This window comes from Xanthomonas sp. 3307, from assembly GCF_014199735.1.
Lineage (GTDB): Bacteria > Pseudomonadota > Gammaproteobacteria > Xanthomonadales > Xanthomonadaceae > Xanthomonas_A > Xanthomonas_A rydalmerensis.
Window position 1 is genome coordinate 227,023 of the sequence record NZ_JACHOG010000002.1, and the last position, 16,642, is coordinate 243,664.

The 16,642-nt window shown below is 69.5% G+C and carries 13 protein-coding genes; 4 read left to right on the forward strand and 9 right to left on the reverse strand.

All coding sequences use genetic code 11. The annotated features are described in order from the left end of the window. Positions 1-25: 25 nt before the first annotated feature. The 5 genes from GGR64_RS05870 to GGR64_RS05890 all read right to left on the reverse strand — a co-directional run bounded on the left by GGR64_RS05870 (position 26) and on the right by GGR64_RS05890 (position 6,328). The gene (locus GGR64_RS05870) at positions 26-991 is read right to left on the reverse strand and encodes a glycosidase-like protein (RefSeq protein ID WP_160970708.1); all 966 of its coding nucleotides are present in this window, start codon (positions 989-991) and stop codon (positions 26-28) included. Then, complete coding sequence (locus tag GGR64_RS05875) at positions 982-2,496, reverse strand: hypothetical protein (protein WP_184644532.1); 1,515 nt, start codon at positions 2,494-2,496, stop codon at positions 982-984. Before GGR64_RS05875 ends, GGR64_RS05870 begins: the two co-directional genes overlap by 10 nt. Beyond that, positions 2,444-4,336 carry a glycosyltransferase family 2 protein gene (locus tag GGR64_RS05880; RefSeq protein WP_326520320.1) on the reverse strand — a complete coding sequence of 631 codons (1,893 nt, stop codon included), beginning with the start codon at positions 4,334-4,336 and terminating at the stop codon, positions 2,444-2,446. Before GGR64_RS05880 ends, GGR64_RS05875 begins: the two co-directional genes overlap by 53 nt. 41 nt (positions 4,337-4,377) lie before the next feature. Then, the gene (locus GGR64_RS05885) at positions 4,378-5,328 is read right to left on the reverse strand and encodes a hypothetical protein (protein WP_184644534.1); all 951 of its coding nucleotides are present in this window, start codon (positions 5,326-5,328) and stop codon (positions 4,378-4,380) included. Positions 5,329-5,482: 154 nt separating this feature from the next. Continuing rightward, the gene (locus tag GGR64_RS05890) at positions 5,483-6,328 is read right to left on the reverse strand and encodes a glycosyltransferase family 2 protein (RefSeq protein ID WP_184448403.1); all 846 of its coding nucleotides are present in this window, start codon (positions 6,326-6,328) and stop codon (positions 5,483-5,485) included. A gap of 432 nt (positions 6,329-6,760) precedes the next feature. On the opposite strand from GGR64_RS05890, the gene GGR64_RS05895 reads away from it, so the two are divergent. The 4 genes from GGR64_RS05895 to GGR64_RS05910 all read left to right on the forward strand — a co-directional run bounded on the left by GGR64_RS05895 (position 6,761) and on the right by GGR64_RS05910 (position 12,036). Further along, positions 6,761-7,912, forward strand: a complete 1,152-nt coding sequence (locus tag GGR64_RS05895; RefSeq protein ID WP_160970677.1) for a phosphotransferase — start codon at positions 6,761-6,763, stop codon at positions 7,910-7,912. Positions 7,913-8,004: 92 nt separating this feature from the next. Then, the gene (locus tag GGR64_RS05900; RefSeq protein ID WP_184644536.1) at positions 8,005-10,185 is read left to right on the forward strand and encodes a TonB-dependent siderophore receptor; all 2,181 of its coding nucleotides are present in this window, start codon (positions 8,005-8,007) and stop codon (positions 10,183-10,185) included. Between the two features lie 385 nt (positions 10,186-10,570). Next, positions 10,571-11,143 carry a nicotinamide riboside transporter PnuC gene (pnuC, locus tag GGR64_RS05905; protein WP_184644538.1) on the forward strand — a complete coding sequence of 191 codons (573 nt, stop codon included), beginning with the start codon at positions 10,571-10,573 and terminating at the stop codon, positions 11,141-11,143. 161 nt (positions 11,144-11,304) lie between these two features. Further along, a complete protein-coding gene (locus tag GGR64_RS05910; RefSeq protein ID WP_184644540.1) occupies positions 11,305-12,036 on the forward strand; it encodes a UTRA domain-containing protein in 732 nt (243 codons plus the stop codon). Between the two features lie 73 nt (positions 12,037-12,109). Here GGR64_RS05910 and GGR64_RS05915 read toward each other — a convergent pair whose 3' ends face one another. The 4 genes from GGR64_RS05915 to gspD form a co-directional block, all read right to left on the reverse strand. Continuing rightward, complete coding sequence (locus GGR64_RS05915; protein WP_184644542.1) at positions 12,110-12,568, reverse strand: hypothetical protein; 459 nt, start codon at positions 12,566-12,568, stop codon at positions 12,110-12,112. Next, on the reverse strand, positions 12,561-13,394 hold the full coding sequence (locus GGR64_RS05920; protein ID WP_160970302.1) for a glycosyltransferase: 834 nt from the start codon (positions 13,392-13,394) through the stop codon (positions 12,561-12,563). The genes GGR64_RS05915 and GGR64_RS05920 overlap by 8 nt, the downstream gene beginning before the upstream one ends. A 46-nt stretch (positions 13,395-13,440) precedes the next feature. Continuing rightward, on the reverse strand, positions 13,441-14,094 hold the full coding sequence (locus tag GGR64_RS05925; RefSeq protein ID WP_184448408.1) for a hypothetical protein: 654 nt from the start codon (positions 14,092-14,094) through the stop codon (positions 13,441-13,443). A 243-nt stretch (positions 14,095-14,337) separates the two neighbouring features. After that, complete coding sequence (gspD, locus tag GGR64_RS05930) at positions 14,338-16,638, reverse strand: type II secretion system secretin GspD (RefSeq protein WP_184644544.1); 2,301 nt, start codon at positions 16,636-16,638, stop codon at positions 14,338-14,340. Positions 16,639-16,642: the final 4 nt, after the last annotated feature.

The window sequence follows — 16,642 nt, forward strand, 5'->3', positions numbered from 1 at the left end:
GCGCGTCGCAATGCGGCCGCACACCTCAACGCTTCAGCACCGCCTGCGCCGGCTTGTGCTGCACGGTGAAATCGCTGTCGCGGGCGCCGCCGGCGCCCGGATCGGTGTACCAGCACCACAGCGCGATGCCGGCGATGCGCGGCTGCGCGTCGAGTACATCGCGCCACTCGCGCAGCACCTGCGCCTGCAGCGCCGTGTCGACTTCGGCGCTGCGCTGCTCCGGGCTTTCCCACGGCGCGGCGAGGCTGCCGCGCGCCGAGCGCAAGCCGAGTTCGGCCACCCACACCGGGCGGCCGCTGCGTTCGCCCAGCGCCTGCACCCGCGCCGCCGCCGCATGCATCTGCGCGCGCCGCTGCGCCGGCGCCGCGGCCAGCGCCGGGTACAGGCTGGTACCGACAAAATCGAAACGGTCCCAATAGCCGAAGCGCTCGGCCTGCTCCAGGCCGTCGGCGACGTAGCCGATCGGGCCGCGATAGACCTGGCGCACCGCCGCCAGCAGCGCCGGCCACTGCGGCGCATCCTGCAACTGGCGCAGTTCGGTGCCGACGATCAGCGCGCTGGCGCGCTCTTCGGCGGCGACCTGGGCCAGTTGCAGCAGCGCGCGCCGGTAGGCGGCGAACCAGGCGTCGCGATCGGCCGGCGCGGCCTCGCCGGCCCAGTGCCCGGGAATCCACAGATGCACCTTCAGCACCGGCTGCAGGCCGGCCGCACGCATCTGCCGCAATCCGGCGCGGATCAGCGCAGGACTGCTGTCACTGCCCAACACCGGCGCCGAGGACTGCGGCGACGCCTGCCAGACGAAGGCGACCAGCAGCGCGCGCGAGGCGCCGGCATCGGCCAGCTGCTGCAGCGACTGCTGTGCCGCGTTGCTGCCCCACGGCGCGCTGGGCGACACCTTGACGTTGGCACCCATCCACGGCGGTGCGGGCGCCGCACTGCAGCCGCCGGCGCTCAGCGCCAGCAGCAAGGCGGCCAGCAATCTTACGGCGATCGGCGCCATACCCGGTAGATGCCCTGGTGGTAGACCAGACTGTAGCCCGGCAGGCCCTGTTGCCATAGCTGCGGGAAGCGCCGGTTGAGGCTGTCCAGGGCACCGGTCTGGCTGGCAGGGTCGCTCACCACCACCTGGTCCGGCATCTTCCGTGGATCGACCAGCGCCTGCTTGAAGCGCGGATCGAACGGCAGGATCAGTTGCTTGGCGTCGCCGCGGGCGACGATCACCGGATAACTGGCGCGATCGTCGAGCAGGGTCGGCAACCGCGCCTCGGCCAGCCACGCCCCCAACTGCGCGGCGTCGGCATGGCGCGGCGCTGCCGGCGCCTGCAGCGCGGCGATCCAGTCGCGGGTGGTGGAGGTGGCGGTGCGGGCGATCACCCAGCCGCTGGACACCGCGCCGGCCAGCAGCAACGCCAGGCCCAGCCAGCGCAGGTCGCGGCGCAGGTCGCCCAGCACCAGCGCCACCGGCACCAGCAGCAGGGCCAGGAAGTCCAGCGGCTGCGCAGTGAAGCGCGCCCAGGTGGCCAGCGTGCCGGCGCCGATCACCGTGGCGGTGGCGGCCAGCACGCTGCGCCAGGTGTCGCCGGTGCGGGTGTGGCGCAGCAGCAGCAACAGCGGCGCGCTGACCATCCCGGCCAGCAGCAGCCACAGCGGCGGCCACCACGGCTGCGCCGCGGCCTGCTGCAGCCACGGCTGCAGCGCCGCCTGCGCATAGATGCCGCGGAAGGCGGAATTGGCGTCGCGCACGAACAGCAGCGGGTCGCCGAAGAACATGTAGTTGAGGTACATCCAGGCCGCCACCGCGAACAGGAACGGCAGGTAGCACACCAGGTAGAAGGCCAGCGGCGCCTGCCGCATCAGGCGCGGCGGCGCGATCAGGAACAGCCACGGCGCCAGCCCCACCGCCAGGAAGCAGGCGCGCTCGTCGACGAAGAACAGCAGGCACAGGCTCGCGGCCAGGCGCAGGTAGGCGAAGGCTTCCGGATCGTCGCGGAAGTGGCGCAGCGCGCGCGCGGCCACGTAGAACACCAGCAGGCCCAGGCCCTGGTTGTTGCCGGACAGGGTCGGCCACAGGAAGAACGGCTGGACCACCAGCCCGGCGCTCAGCGCCCAGGCCCAGCCGCGGCCCAGCCCGGCGGCGATGTCGCGCCACAGCAGGGTCACCAGAGTCGCCCCGGCCAGCACGTCGACCAGGTACGGCAGCAGCGGCGTGGACAGCCCCGGCAGGCCGCCGATCAGCACGCCCAGGTACAGCGAGGCCTGCGCGTACAGGAAGCCCAGGTACTCGATGCGGAAGCCGGCCGCGTCGCGCAACAGCAACAGCTTGGCGTACTGCGCCATCGCGTCGTCGCTCATGTAGCCGTGCGCGAGCAGCCGGTGGCACAGCAGCGCCAGCAGCGCCGCGGTGCACACGAACACCGCGGTGCCGCGCGCGCGGCGCGGCGCGTCAGTCGTCGAGCGCGGCGCGGCGCTCTTCGGCCATGTGCTTGCTGATGCCATGGGTGGTCTTTTCCCAGTAGAACGGGTTGCGGATGAGCTGCCACAGGCCCTTGTAGGCGGCGATGGACTGCAGCAGCCAGTACAGCGGCACGGTCAGCGCGTAGGGCGCCAGGCGGAAGTAGTCGCGCTTGAACGCCGCCACCAGGGTCATGTAGATCAGGAAGCCGTTGCCGAGCAGCAGGTTGAGCAGGCTCAGGTACAGCAGCGCCGGCGGGAAGAACGGATCGAAGAACTTCGACCCGACCGCCAGCCACAGCCCGTAGCTCAGCCACATCAGCGGCGCGGCCAGCGCGGTGAAGAAGGTGCCGCCGACGAACAGCTGGAAGCCCCAGAACCCGCGCGCGCCGGTGGAGCGGTACAACTGCAGCGGGTTGCGCATGTGCACCAGCCACGTCTGCATGTAGCCCTTGAGCCAGCGCGAGCGCTGCCGAATCCAGTTGGGGATGCTGACGTTGGCTTCCTCGAACGTGGTCGAGTTGACCACGCTGACGCGGTAGCCCTGCTGGGTCAGGCGCACGCCCAGGTCGGCGTCCTCGGTGACGTTGTACGGGTCCCAGGCGTGGACCTTGCGCAGGATGTCCAGGCGGAAGTGGTTGGAGGTGCCGCCGAGCGGGATCGGGATGCGCAGGGTCTCCAGCGCCGGCAGGTAGAAGTCGAACCACAACGTGTATTCCAGCGTGAACATGCGCGTGAGCCAGTTCTCGTCGGCGTTGTAGTAGTTCAGCCGCGCCTGGATGCAGGCCACGTCGGCCGGCGACTTGCGGAACGCGGCGACCACGCGCTTGAGCTGGTCCGGCTCCGGCTTGTCCTCGGCGTCGTAGATGGTGAGCATCTGCCCGCGGGCGAAGCGCAGCGCGTAGTTGCAGGCCTTGGGCTTGGTCTTGGGCTGCGACGGCGGCACCCGGATGATCTCGAAGAACGCCTCCAGGCCCAGCGCCTTGGCCGCCTCGATGGTCTCGGTATCGTCGGCCTCCAGCACCAGCTTCACGTCCAGCTTGGAGGTGGGATAGTCGAGCCGGCGCAGCGCATTGGCCAGGATCGGCAGCACGTCCGGTTCCTTGTACATCGGCACCAGCACCGTGTAGACCGGCAGGTCCTCGTCGCCGAGCGCGGCCACTTCCTCGTCGCTGACCTTGATGTCGATGCGGCGCCGCGCGCCGCGCCAGGCCAGCACCAGCTTCAGCCCGAAGGTGGCCAGGAACGCCACCGCGATCAGCGTGTTGAGCGCGATCAGCGTGACCAGCGGCCACAGCGCCAGCGCCGCGGCCAGCACCACGGTCAGCGCCACCAGGAAGGCGGACTGCGCGCGGGTGATCACCTGCCGCGCCGAATGCTCCGGCGCGTGTTCGGCCAGCAGGTTCAGCGCGTCGTGGGTGAGCTGCGCGTCGGCGTGCTGCTGCAGGCTCCAGACGATGTCGAACTTGGAGGTGCCGACGAAGCGCACCTGCTCGCCGTAGGTGGCGCGCGCCCAGGCGAAGATCTCCGGGCCGGGATCGGCCACCGCCAGCACGAGTTGGCCGTCCTCCTCGCGCCACGGCAGCACCAGGCGCTGCGCGTAGTCGGCCAGCCGCTCCGGCTGGAACAGCGCCGGGTCGATCGGCTGCTTGAGCAGATTGACGAAGTTCAGCCCGAAATGCTGCGCCAGCACGGTGTAGAAGCGCAGCGGCGCGACCCCGCGCTGGGCCAGCACCACGTCGCCCAGGCGCGAGCGCCAGCGCGCCTGCAGGGCCAGCGCGTTCTGCAGCAGCGGCGGGTCGATCACCCCCGCGGCGACCAAGGCCTCGCCGATCGGCACCTGCAGACCGCCCTCGGTCGCCAGCCGCCCGAGCCGGCCGGGCACGCTCGCCTCGGCGGCGGCGCTGTCGTGTTCGCCGGACACGGTTAGAACCGCCACCAGGCGGCGACGAACGGGCCGCCCGCGCCGCCGGTGTTGCGCCCGGCCACCGGCTGCTGGTAGCCGAGCTGCAGCTGCGTGCCCCCGGGCAGCGTGTACAGCACCGAGGCCTGCAGCTTGCTGAAATCGAAGTTGTTGCCGCGGATCGGCGTGTTGTCGCCGGGCGCGTAGATCCGGTTCGGCCCCTTGCCGTTGCCCAGGCTCTGGATCACGTTGAACTCGCCGATCAGCATCCAGCGCGGCGCCAGCGCCACGCCGCTGGACAGGTCCAGCCGCGCCTCGTCGGAGGCATCGCCGCCGCGCAGGCGCACCGCCGTGCCCAGATCGACATAACCGTCGTGCTCGCCCAGCCGGTAGCCGCGGCCGACGCTGTAGCGCAGTTCGGCGCCGTAGTCGCCCTGGCCCAGCGCCGGCCGCTCACCGTCGCGCTGGCGCGCGTAGCCGGGGACCAGTGCCAGCACCTGCAGCGCGCCCTGCCAGGGACCGTCGCGGCCGTCCGGGTCGAGCCGGTAGCGCAGGCCGATTTCCTGATCCGACCAGCCGCTGCTGTGGCGATCGCCATAGCCGCTGTCGTTGCGGTAGCCGACCTTGCTGAAATAGAAGTTGCCGACCAGGGTCAGGTCCGAAGTCAGCGCGTATTCGCCGTAGAGATTGAGCTGGTCCTGGCGGCTGCGCCCGGCATCGGGGAAGTTGCCGGACTGGCCGTGGCTGTTGAACACCGCGCCGCCATCGGTGTGGCTGGCTTTGAGGATCACCAGCCCGTGGCCGGCCTCGTCGACCCAGGCGCTGGCGTAGCAGGGACCGGCGGCCAGCGCGAGCAGCGCCAGCGCCAGCCGCGCGCGGCGCGCAGGCGTGGCGCTGCCAGCAGCAGGCATGGGCATAGCGGCCGCGCAAGCGCGCGCGCGGGTGCGCGGACGCACGCCATCGAAATCATGCATGGTTGAGTTCCTGGTGGGGGTTCCCCGAACCGGAAAAGCAGACGCGGCCCAGGGAGGAAATCGGCGGAACACGCCATTTGTTAAGTGACGCACTTCCCAATATAGCGAATTTATGTTGCTATGCCGCACGCGCGCGCAACGCGGCCGATTTCGTTCAGCCTGGGCGGCGCCAGCACAGCCGGGCGAAGGTGACCCAGGCATGCAGCCAGATCACCGCCCACACTGCCACCCGCACCGGCCAGGCCCGGGTCGGTGCCTCGAACTTGCGGAAGTAGCGCCACAGGCCGCGGTGCTTGTGCCACTCGACGAACCACGGCCGCTTGCGGCTGGACACGCCGCGTACGTGCAGCACGCGCAGGGTGTTCAGCACCGCCACCGTGGCCCCGGCCTGGCGCGCGCGGCGGCACAGGTCCAGGTCCTCGGCATGCAGCCGGTAACCGGCGTCCCAACCGCCAATGCGCGCGAACAGCGCACGCGGCAACAGCATCAGCGCACCGGACAACGCCGGTACCGGCTGCAGCGGCTGCGCCGGGTCGGCCGCCAGCGCCAGCCGCGAGCCGGCCAGCGGATGCCGCAGCATCGCCGCGAAGTCCGGATCGCGGCGCCGCACCGCGGCGTCGGCGCGGCCGTGCTCGTCGACCTGCTCCACGCCCAGCAGCGCCTCGCCGAGCGCGGCGGCCTGCGCGCGCAGTTGGGCCAGGGTGTCGGGCTCGACCATCAGGTCGGGATTGACGAAGGCCAGCCACGGCGCGTCGCTGGCCGCGGCGCCCTGGTTGCAGGCGGTGGCGAAGCCGGGGTTGTCGGGATTGGCGATGAAGCGCACCCGCGCATCGTCCAGCGCATGCCGTTGCACCACCGCCAGGGTGTCGTCGCGCGAGGCGTTGTCGATCACCCGGATCTGCGCCACTTCGGCCGCCGCGCGCAACCGCTGCAGACAGGCATCGATGGTGCTGCCGCTCTCGTAGGTCACCACCACCACGGCTATCTGCTGTTCGCTCATCCGCCAATTATCCCGCATGTCTCCCGCATGCGCCGCCCGCCACGCGCGCGGCGGGCATGGCGGCGGCGGCGATTGCCGCGCATACTCTGCGCCCCGTGCGCTGCGCGGCCGCCTGCGGCCCCGCGCGTGCGGGAGACGGAGCGATCCGTGCCCTCTCCTTCGCCCAGTGCAGATGCCGGTCAGCGTTGTTTCCTGTCCCAGGCTGCCGCCCCACCCCGCACACCGCGCGCGCCACCTGAGCCCGCGCGCATGCCGAGATGCCGGCGGCGCCACCGTCCCCGCTCCCGATCGCGCGACCGGGCCCTCCGCCAGGCCTCCCCGCTCCTGGTCTAGACCAACCATCCGCGAAAGCCGCGCCGCAGCGCATTGCATGCCCGGCATGCAGCCGCCAACGTGGCGCACTGGGTCGCGCCGACGCCACGAGGCGCGCGCATGAGCGCCCGCCACCAGATGCACGGCATGGGCACGCAGACCGTCGTGGCCGACTGGCCGCCGCTGTCCGACGGCGAGGTGGAGGCGCTGCTGCAGCAGTACCCCGTGCCCGGTCGCCTGCGCGCCCTGCGCTGGCACAGTCCGCGTCCGTTCTCGGCGGCGGCGGAGGTCGAGACCACCGCGGGCACGCTGTTCGTCAAGCGCCACCATCGCCGCGTGCGCGACCTGCACGCGCTCGGCGAAGAGCACGCCTTCATCGCCCACCTGCGCGCGCGCGGCATGCCGGTGCCGGAGGTGCTGCGCGACCGCGACGGCGCCAGCGCGGTGCGGCGCGGCCACTGGACCTACGAAGTGCTGCGCGCCGGCGAGGGCGAGGACCGCTACCGCGAGGCGATGTCGTGGACGCCGTTCGCCGACACCGCCCATGCCGCCGCAGCCGGCCGCGCGCTGGCCGCGCTGCACCGCGCCGCCGCCAGTTACGCGGCGCCGCCGCGCACCACCACTGTGCTGGTCGCCAACCTGCGCCTGTTCGTCCAGCCGCAGCCGTTGCAGGCGCTGCAACACGACCTGGCGCGGCGCCCGGCGCTGGCGGCGTGGCTGCAGCAACGCGACTGGCAGGACGACCTGCGCGCGCACCTGCTGCCCTGGCACGCGCAGGCCTGGCCGCTGCTGCAGACACCGCCGCCGGCGCTGTGGACGCACGGCGACTGGCATGCCTCCAACCTGCTGTGGCGCGGCCATGGCCCGGCCAGCACGGTCAGCGCAGTGTTCGATTTCGGCCTGACCGACCGCACCTTCGCCCTGTTCGACCTGGCCACCGCGATCGAACGCAACCTGATCCCGTGGCTGCAATTGGACGACGGCGGCAGCGCGGTCGCCGACCTCGACCAGCTCGACGCGCTGCTGCAGGGTTACGCCTCGCTGCTGCCGCTGGACGCGGCGCAACTGCGCTTGCTGACTGCGCTGCTGCCGCTGGTGCATGCCGATTTCGCACTCAGCGAGATCGAGTACTTCGCCGGCATTACCGGCTCGGATGCGCACGCCGAGATCGCCTACCGCCGCTACCTGCTCGGCCACGCCGCCTGGTATGGCGAGGACGAGGGCCAGCGCCTGCTGCGACATCTGCAGCGGCGCGCCGCGGCCGCGCCATGAACCGCCGTCTCGACACCGTCACGCCTGTCGTCCGCGCACTGCGCGGGCGTGCCGCTTCCCTCTTTCGTTTCGTTTGCCCGAGGTCGTCCCGCATGCTTCCCACCCGCCGCTTCCCCGCCCCGCACGCTCTCACGCTGGCGCTGGCCATCGCGCTGCCGCTGCCGGCCCTGGCCGCCGACGCAGCGCCGGCATCCGCCGCGACGCAGACCCCGGTCGACCTGGACGCCGTCAACGTGCAGGGCCGCCAGCCGCACAACCGCAGCAGCCTGAGCGGCTACGGCGATGCACCGCTGCTGGATACGCCGATGGCCATCGACACGATCGACCGCACCCAGCTGTCCGACCGCCAGGTGCGCGTGCTCAGCGAGGTGCTGCGCGCCGACGCCGCGGTCGGCGACAGCTACGCGCCGATCGGCTACTACGAGAACTTCCTGGTCCGCGGCTATTCGCTCGACGCGGCCAACAGCTACCGCATCAACGGCCTGACCATCGCCGGCGAACAGAACGTGGCGCTGGAGAACAAGGAGCAGGTGCAGGTGCTCAAGGGCCTGTCCGGGGTGCTGTCCGGCATCACCACCCCGGCCGGGGTGATCGACTACCAGACCAAGCGTCCGCAGCACGTGCGCAGCCTGGTGCTGAGCGGCGACGACGACGGCAGCCGCGGCGCGGCGGTGGACCTGGGCGACTGGTTCGGCAGCGAGCGCCAGTTCGGCCTGCGCGTCAACGCCGCGCACGAGACGCTGCGCAGCTATGTCGACCACGCCGACGGCCACCGCAACTTCCTGTCGCTGGCCGCCGACTGGAACATCGATCCGCAATCGACCCTGCAGTTGGACGTGGAATACCAGGACCGCCAGCAGCGCTCGGTGCCGGGCTACCAATTGCTCGGCGGCACGCAGTTGCCGAGCGGGGTGTCCGTGCATCGCCTGCTCGCCTACCAGCCGTGGTCCAAGCCGGTCGGCATCGAGGCGCTGAATGCACAGGTGCGCTACGAGTACCGCTTCAGCGACGCCTGGAACGTACACGTCGCCGCATCGCATAGCCGCGCGCTGATCGACGATTACTCCAGCTTCGCCTGGGGCTGCTACGGCGCGGCCAGCTGCGCTGGCGACGCGGTGCCCAACTACTTCAGCCGCGAAGGCGACTACGACATCTACGACTACCGCAGCCCGGCCGACAGCCGCCGCAACGACGAACTGCAGGCGATCGCCAGCGGCAGCGCCAGCACTGGCGTGCTGCAGCACCAGTTCCAGGTCGGGGTCGACTATCTGCATCGCACCATCGACCGCCACGGCTCGATCAATGAAATGATCGGCAGCGGCAACATCGACGCCGATCCGCCGCTGCTGGCGCCGGCAGACGCCGTGCTCGGCCCCAAGCGTCGGCGCCTGGACAGCGAACAGACTGCCCTGCTGGCCAGCGACCGCATCGGCATCGGCGATGCCTGGCAGCTGCTGCTGGGCGCGCGCCAGGTGCGCTACGACGAACGCGCCTGGGACCGCGACGGCAACCTGACCCGGCAAACGCGCCGCTCGGTGCTGCTGCCGCAGGCGGCGCTGCTGTTCAAGGTGCAACCGTCGCTGTCGCTGTACGCCAGCTTCGCCAAGGGCCTGGCCCCGGGCGGCACCGCGCCGTGGTTCGCCAGCAACGCCGACAGCATCCTCGCCCCCACCAGCGCCTACCAGCGCGAGGCCGGCATGAAGTACGAGCGCGACGGCGTGACCCTGGGCGCGGCGCTGTTCGACATGCGCCAAGCCAACCAGTACGCGCAGCCGCAGGCCGACGGCAGTTTCCTGTTCGTGCAGCAGGGCCGCCTGCACAACCGCGGCATCGAACTGTCCGCCGCCGGCACGCTGGGCGCCGGGCTGCATCTGCAGGCCAGCGTCGCCGGCATCCGCGCGCGCGCCGAGGGCACCGGCACACCGAGTGACGAAGGCCACCAGGCACTGAACGTGCCGCGGTTGCGCGCCAGCGCCCAGGCCAGCTGGGACGTGTCCGGCGTGCGCGGCCTGGCGCTGCTGGGCGGCGCGCAGTACAGCGGCGCCAAGTACGCCGACCGCAGCGGCCAGGTCGCCGTCGGCGGCTACAGCGTCTACAACCTGGGCGCCCGCTACGCCACCCGACTGGGCACGGTGCCGACCACGCTGCGGCTGAGCGTGGACAACCTCACCGACAAGCGCTACTGGCGCGACGTCGGCGCCTACGAAGGCGACGACTATCTGTTCCTCGGCGCGCCGCGGACCGCGCGGCTGGCGTTGCAGTTCGATTTTTGAAGGGCCGGGATCGGGGAATCGGGATTGGGGATTGGTAAAAGCCGAAGCTAGATGCGGATGCGTTACTGGTGTGGGAGCGGCTTCAGCCGCGACGCGCTGCCGCTGACCGGTCGCGGCTGAAGCCGCTCGTGCAACACCCACGATCCCATGCGTTTGCGAGATTTCCTGATTCAGATGCCTTGATCCACGATGACGTCATTCACCATCCCCTCTTCGAACGCCAACTGTGCTGAGGGCCGTTGTAGGAGCGGCTTCAGCCGCGACGGGCTTTCCCGGTAACGCTTATCGCGGCTGAAGCCGCTCCTACAAAAACGAGCGCAATGCTGCGCGCTCGCGCACCCCCTCCAATCCCCACTCCCCACTCCCCAATCCCGGCTTCCCACCCATGTCTCCCCTCGAACTGCTCGCCGTGCTGGTCAACGTCCTGGGTGTGTGGCTGACCGCGCGGCGGGTGCGCTGGTGCTGGCCGGTCAACGTGGTCGCGGTGTTGCTGTACGCGTGGCTGTTCTATCGGTGGAAGCTGTACTCGGACATGCTGCTGCAGGGCCTGTACGTGGTGCTGCAGGGCTACGGCTGGTGGCGCTGGAGTAAAGGGCTCGGCGACGACGGCAAGGTCCAGGTCGGGCCGCTGCCGTGGGGCGAAGGCGTGCGTTCGCTGCTGGCCGGCGCCGCCGGCGCGGTGCTGCTTGGCTGGCTGATGCATCGGCACACCGATGCCGCGCTGCCATGGCTGGATGCGGCGCTGTCGGCGTTCAGTGTGGTCGCCAGCGTCTGGGCCGCGCGCAAGCGCATCGCCAACTGGGGCCTGTGGATCGTGCTGGACTGCGTCTACGTCGGCGTGTTTCTTTACAAGGGGCTGTATCCCACCGCCGCGCTATACGCCGGGTTCGTGGTGCTGGCGGTGTACGGACTGCGGCTGTGGCAGGTCGATCTGCGCCGCGCGCAATCCGTCGCCTGACCCGCCATTCCCTTTTCGCTGGCTAGCGGCACAGCGCGCGCCGTCGTCGGGGGGCGAACGGCGCACAGCGACCGTGCGACCATGAGACGCTCACGTAGCGTCCGCGGGCTTGCCGGCGGCGTAGTCTTTTCAGCCACGCTTCGCCACACCCTGGACTTCGCATGAGCTTCGCCACCGCCGCCGGCTTCGGCCAACGCATCGCCGAGGCGCTGCTGGCGCGCATCGCCGCCGGCGAATGGCGTGCCGACCAACGCCTGCCGGTGGAGCGCGAACTGGCCGCGCTGTTCGGCTGCACCCGCATCACCTTGCGCGAGGCCCTGCAGCAACTCGAATCGGACGGGCACATCTACCGCGAGAACCGTCGCGGCTGGTTCGTCAGCGCGCCGCGGGTGCGCCACGACCCCAACAGCATCGCCGGCTTCATGCAGTACGTGGCGGCACAGGGCGGCGTGCCGCGCACCGAACTGCTCGCCGCGCAGTGCCAGCCGGCCGGCCCGGCGCTCGCCCGGCACCTGCACCTGGACGATCCCGCGGCCGAGGTGTTCGTGCTGCGGCGCCGGCGCTGGATCGGGCGCCGCGCGGTGCTGCTGGAGACCAACGCGATCCTCGCCGCGTGGGCGCCCCACCTGCTCGACCACGACCTGGCCGGCTCGCTGAGCGCAGTACTGACCCAACGCCTGGGCTTGCGGCAGGCGCGCAGCCGGCTGTCGATGTACCCGGCGACGCTCGATGCGGAACAGGCTGCATTGCTGCAATCCACCGCCGGCACGCCCTGCTTCCGCCTGCAACGCGTCAGCTACGCCGCCGACGGCCGCGCCGTGGAATTCGACATCGAGTCCTGGCGCCACGACGTGCTGGAGGTCTCGGTGGACGTGTACGCGCCGCCGGAATGAGGCTGACTCTGCATATCGCCGCGCAGGCGCGCTGCCGGGAGTGGCTTGTATGGCCATCTGGGTCGCTCCCGCGTCACCACCAGAACCGCAGGCGAAGATCGCCCCTGCCGATGCAATAGTCTCCCCGCCCCTTCGGGATACCGTCGATCCCGTCTCGCAGGGCTGCAAGCCAGACCGCGCCAATGTCGAGTGCGGCCGGCGCTAGATCCGCTGGAAACGACCACAGATCATCGGTTGTCGAGAAGGTGAGGCGCAGCTTCTCCGGAGCGACCCACGCAGCGCGGCCGCGCCGATTGTTTGGAACGACAAGCTCGACCTTAGTGGGTGCTGTGATCGCGATAGCACGTGAACCGTCGCCATCGGTGACCAACGCATCAAGCAAGGCCAGCAGGGAATGGCATCCATCTGGATCTGCGTTGAGATGCCAGCCGGGGTAATTGCGCTCGTTCTCGAGATAGCGCCACAGCGAGATGCGGCCGGATTGCGTCCAACAATGCGCACGCAGCACGTCGGGCGGCGCCAGGCTACGCATCGAACAGCGCGCGTTGCGGATCCGGTGGCGGCAGCGTGTCGTACAGGCGCTGCAACTCCTCGCGGCAGGCGCGCAGCGGATCGTGCATCAGGAACCCGGCCAGGCGCGCGTGCCAGGCCGGCCAGCGCGTGGCCAGCGCGTCCATGTCGCCGTCGGCGGCGCGGCCCTCGCCGCTGCTCGCGACATGCGCGGTCTCGCACAGCACGTTGCGCCAGCCGAGCCCGGCCATGCGCAGCGACAGGTCGGTCAGCGCCGCATACCAGGAGCCATAGCTGCTGGCGTCCAGGCCGCCGGCGCGCTGCCGCGCCACCCCGCGCAGCACCACCGCATGGCACACCGCCGACGGCAGTTCCGGATGCAGCGGTGGCAAGGCCGCGCAGGCCCGTGCCAGGCGCTCGGGATCCTCGGGCAGCGGATTGATCTCGCCCAGCCGCGGCCACGCGCAGGCTTCGCCGGCATTGCTCCATGGCGTGGCGCTGGCGATGGCCGCATCGCGCGCAAGGCAGGCGCTCAACTGCAGCAACCAGCCCGGCCCGGGCTGCGCATCAGCAGCCAGCACCGCCACGTCGGCGTCGCCGCAGGCGCGCAGCATCTCGTCCACATGCGCGACTTCGCCGAGCATGCGCGGCCGCCGCGTGTAGTCGGCCTGCAGGCGCGTACGCGCCAGCCAGGCCTCGATCACCCGCATGCCGCGCGGCCCGGCCTGCGCATCGTCGGCCAGCCACACCCGGGTGCCGGCCGGCGTGTTCGCCTCCAGCGCGCCCAGGCAGGCGTCCAGCGCGACGTCGTCGACGCCGACCGCCAGCAGCACGATGGGCAGGTCTATACAGACACCTGCAAGCCCGGGATCAAGCGCATATTCTGCTCATCACTCAATTCACGAAAAAATTATCGACATACACCATGGAAGGCACATTCTGCACTTCGCCCAAGTTGGTTACATAGTTCGATGTGTAGCCCGATATCGTGACCGTCACTTGCTTCCCGGCGTACTTCGACATGTCTATATTGCTCACCTGCCTGAACCTCGGACACGACTGTGTCACGGAACAGCTTTGCTGCTCCTGGTTTCTACCGCTGTAAGAAGCCAGGGACTCCGTCGCTCCTGTGGCCAAATCCTTGATCGTGACGTACAGGTATCCCGTCTCAAAAGTACGTGGAGTCGATGCGGGCTGGAAGATATCCCCGATCTTGTAGGCAAAGCTCAGTTTCGCCGCTACGGGAACGACGAAGGTCTGGGACACGCGCCCACACAGATTATTCGCTCCCACGTCTCCTCTATAGTCGAACGACACGACCGCCACATAACCATCGGCCGGACTCTCTGTGGCACCACCCAATCTCGCCCCACCCTGAGTGTAAGTCGCGTTCGCGCAACTCGAAAAAGCACCGGACTTGCCGAATGCGGCTTCCCATACCCAAGGCTGACCAGGCCTATTGAACGCTCCGTTCACTACTTGAGCATGCGCACTTAAAGGCAACACGCCGGAAACAGCAAAAAGCAGAAGAGCGCATTCTTTACGCATAAAACCTCCTGTAATTCATCTTGCTCGCCACTGAAACAGGACATTACATCAGACTGGATATCCACAGACTCCGTTGAAAGGCAGAAAAGGTGAGATCCTAGCGGCAGATCAAAATTGAGCCTCGCAACAGCAAAGATCGCACTCCACCATGCCTGACCGCATCCACATAAGATACTTGATCGGTTAGCGACTTGATCGTGTGCGCGGCCTGCGTTTCAGCAAGCCGCACACAGGAGTGTCCGCTTACTTCTTGCCGCGTGCCGGCAGCGGCTTCATGGCCTCGAATTTCTGCCCGTATTCGTCGGTGAGATTGCGCGCTTCCTGCGGGTTGCGCACGATCGTCGGGGTCAGCAGTACGATCACTTCGTTGCGGCTCTTGTCCTGGGTCTTCTGTCCGAACAGCGCACCGACCACCGGCAGCTTGCTCAGGTAGGGCACACCGTTGCTGCCGTCGGTGGTGCTGTCGCTGATCAGGCCGGCGAGCATGATGGTGTCGCCGCTCTGCACCGCGGCCTCGGTCTTGACCCGACGGGTGTTGATCGGCACGTTGCAGGCGGTGCTGGTGCCAGCGCTGGTGCCGCAATTTGTCGGCGCCGCACCGGGCGAGCTGACCTCCTGCACGATGTCCAGGAACACCATGCCGTCCTTGGTCACCCGCGGGCGCACCTTCAGGATCACGCCGGTGTCGATGTAGTTAACCGAGGAGTAGGTAGTGCCGGTGCCCAGGCCGGTGTCGACGCTGACCGAATTGATCGGAATGCGCGTACCCACATTGAGCGTCGCCTCGGCGTTGTTGCGCACGAACACCGATGGCGTCTGCAGCAGCTTGACGTTGGTGATCTGATCCAGAGCAGTGATCACCGCTGCGGCGTTCCTGCCTAGGAAAGTCCAGCCCAGGCCGCTACTGCCGGTGATCTTACCGGCGATATCGCCCCAGATCTTGCGGCCCTGCGCACTGGGCAAGCCTGCTCCCGGTCCGAGACCGGTGGAGTTGGCCACGTTGGAATCGGCAGAGGCGTTGACCGAATTCTCGAAGAACCAGTTGACGCCATACTGCAACTTGCCGGTCAGGTTGACCTCGGCCACCTGCGCCTCGATGTGCACCTGCATCGGCATCACGTCGAGCTTCTCGACTATGTCGCGGATCGAGCGCCAGGCCTGCGGGGTCGAGCGCACCAGCAGGGTGTTGGTTTCCTCCACGGCCGACACGCCGACCTTGTCGCCCTGCACTTCCAGGGTCACGCTGCCGTTGCCGGCAGTGCGCGGCGACAGCTGCAGGCTGCCGTTGCCGAGGCCGCCGCTGCTGCTGCCGGAAGAACTGCTGCCGCCGCCCAGGCTGTCGCTGCTGCCACCCAGGCTCCCGCCCAAGCTGCCGCCGCCCAGGCCGCTGCTGTCGCTGCCGTTGAAGCCGCCCAGGCCGCCGCCGTTCAACTGGCTCATCTGCGAGCCCGGCATCAGCGAGGCGTTGGAATCGCCGCGGTTGCCGCCGCCGGCGCCGAACACTTCGGCCAGGCGGTCGGCCAGGTCCTTGGCCTTGATGTACTTGAGTTCGTAGGAGAACAGCCGCGCGCCGCCGCCGGCGCTGTCGATGCGGTCCAGCCACTCCTGGATCTGGTCCAGGTAGCGCGCCTGCGGGGTGATCACCAGCACCGCGTTGGCGTTCTCCAGCGGCATGAAGCGGAACATGCCGGCGCTGGGAGTCTTGCTGTTCTCGCCGAACACCTTCTCCAGGTCGGCCGCGACCTGCTCGGCCTTGCCCGACTGGATCGGGAACACACCCACCGACATGCCCGACAGCCAGTCGACGTCGAAGATCTGCACGGTGCGCAGGTAGTTCTCCAGCTCGGCGCGGGTGCCACCCAGGGTGATGACGTTGCGCGAGCCGTCGATGCCGACGATGGCGTTCGGCCGCGCGTACGGCTCCAGCACCTTCTTCATCTCGCTGGCGGAGATGTATTTCAGCGGCACCACGCGCACCTCGAAGCCGCGCGCGTTGGCCGGCGAGGCGGTGCTCGGCGCCACCGTACCGGCCAGGGCCTGGTCGGCGGGGACGATGTTGTAGCGGCCGCCGCTGTAGACCATGCGCGCGTTGTTCCAACCCAGCACCATCTCCAGCAGGTTCAGCGCCTGCGCCGGCGACACCGGCTTGGGCGTGGCCAGGGTCACCGTGCCCTGCACGCCCGGCGCGATCACGTAGTTCTGCCCGAGCATGTCGCCGAGGATGGCCTTGACCACCGCCTGCAGCGATTCGCCCTCGAAGTTGAAGGTGGCGCTGCCGCTGCTGGCGTTGCCCAGCGACGGTGCTGGCGCTGCGGCGGCCGCGGAATTGATCATGGTGCCGCTGCCGCGGCGGATCACCGGGGTGGCGCGCTCGGGCAAGGCATTGGGATCGGCCGGGCCGCCCTCGCCGTCGTTCTGGGTGCTGCCGGCCGCGCCGACCTGGGGATTGATCGCGGCGCCGCGACGGACGTCCGGCGAGGGCGTGGTGGCGCAGCCGGCCACCAGGCCGATGGCGAGGAACAGGGAAAACAGACGCGGCGTCATGCGA

Excerpts from the sequence above, each read along its gene's own strand:
- GGR64_RS05875 (WP_184644532.1), bottom strand. The coding sequence starts at position 2,496 with ATGGCATCAGCAAGCACATGGCCGAAGAGCGCCGCGCCGCGCTCGACG.
- GGR64_RS05885 (WP_184644534.1), bottom strand. The coding sequence starts at position 5,328 with ATGCATGATTTCGATGGCGTGCGTCCGCGCACCCGCGCGCGCGCTTGC.
- GGR64_RS05890 (WP_184448403.1), bottom strand. The coding sequence starts at position 6,328 with ATGAGCGAACAGCAGATAGCCGTGGTGGTGGTGACCTACGAGAGCGGC.
- GGR64_RS05895 (WP_160970677.1), top strand. The coding sequence starts at position 6,761 with ATGAGCGCCCGCCACCAGATGCACGGCATGGGCACGCAGACCGTCGTG.
- GGR64_RS05900 (WP_184644536.1), top strand. The coding sequence starts at position 8,005 with ATGCTTCCCACCCGCCGCTTCCCCGCCCCGCACGCTCTCACGCTGGCG.
- pnuC (WP_184644538.1), top strand. The coding sequence starts at position 10,571 with ATGTCTCCCCTCGAACTGCTCGCCGTGCTGGTCAACGTCCTGGGTGTG.
- GGR64_RS05910 (WP_184644540.1), top strand. The coding sequence starts at position 11,305 with ATGAGCTTCGCCACCGCCGCCGGCTTCGGCCAACGCATCGCCGAGGCG.
- GGR64_RS05915 (WP_184644542.1), bottom strand. The coding sequence starts at position 12,568 with ATGCGTAGCCTGGCGCCGCCCGACGTGCTGCGTGCGCATTGTTGGACG.
- GGR64_RS05925 (WP_184448408.1), bottom strand. The coding sequence starts at position 14,094 with ATGCGTAAAGAATGCGCTCTTCTGCTTTTTGCTGTTTCCGGCGTGTTG.
- gspD (WP_184644544.1), bottom strand. The coding sequence starts at position 16,638 with ATGACGCCGCGTCTGTTTTCCCTGTTCCTCGCCATCGGCCTGGTGGCC.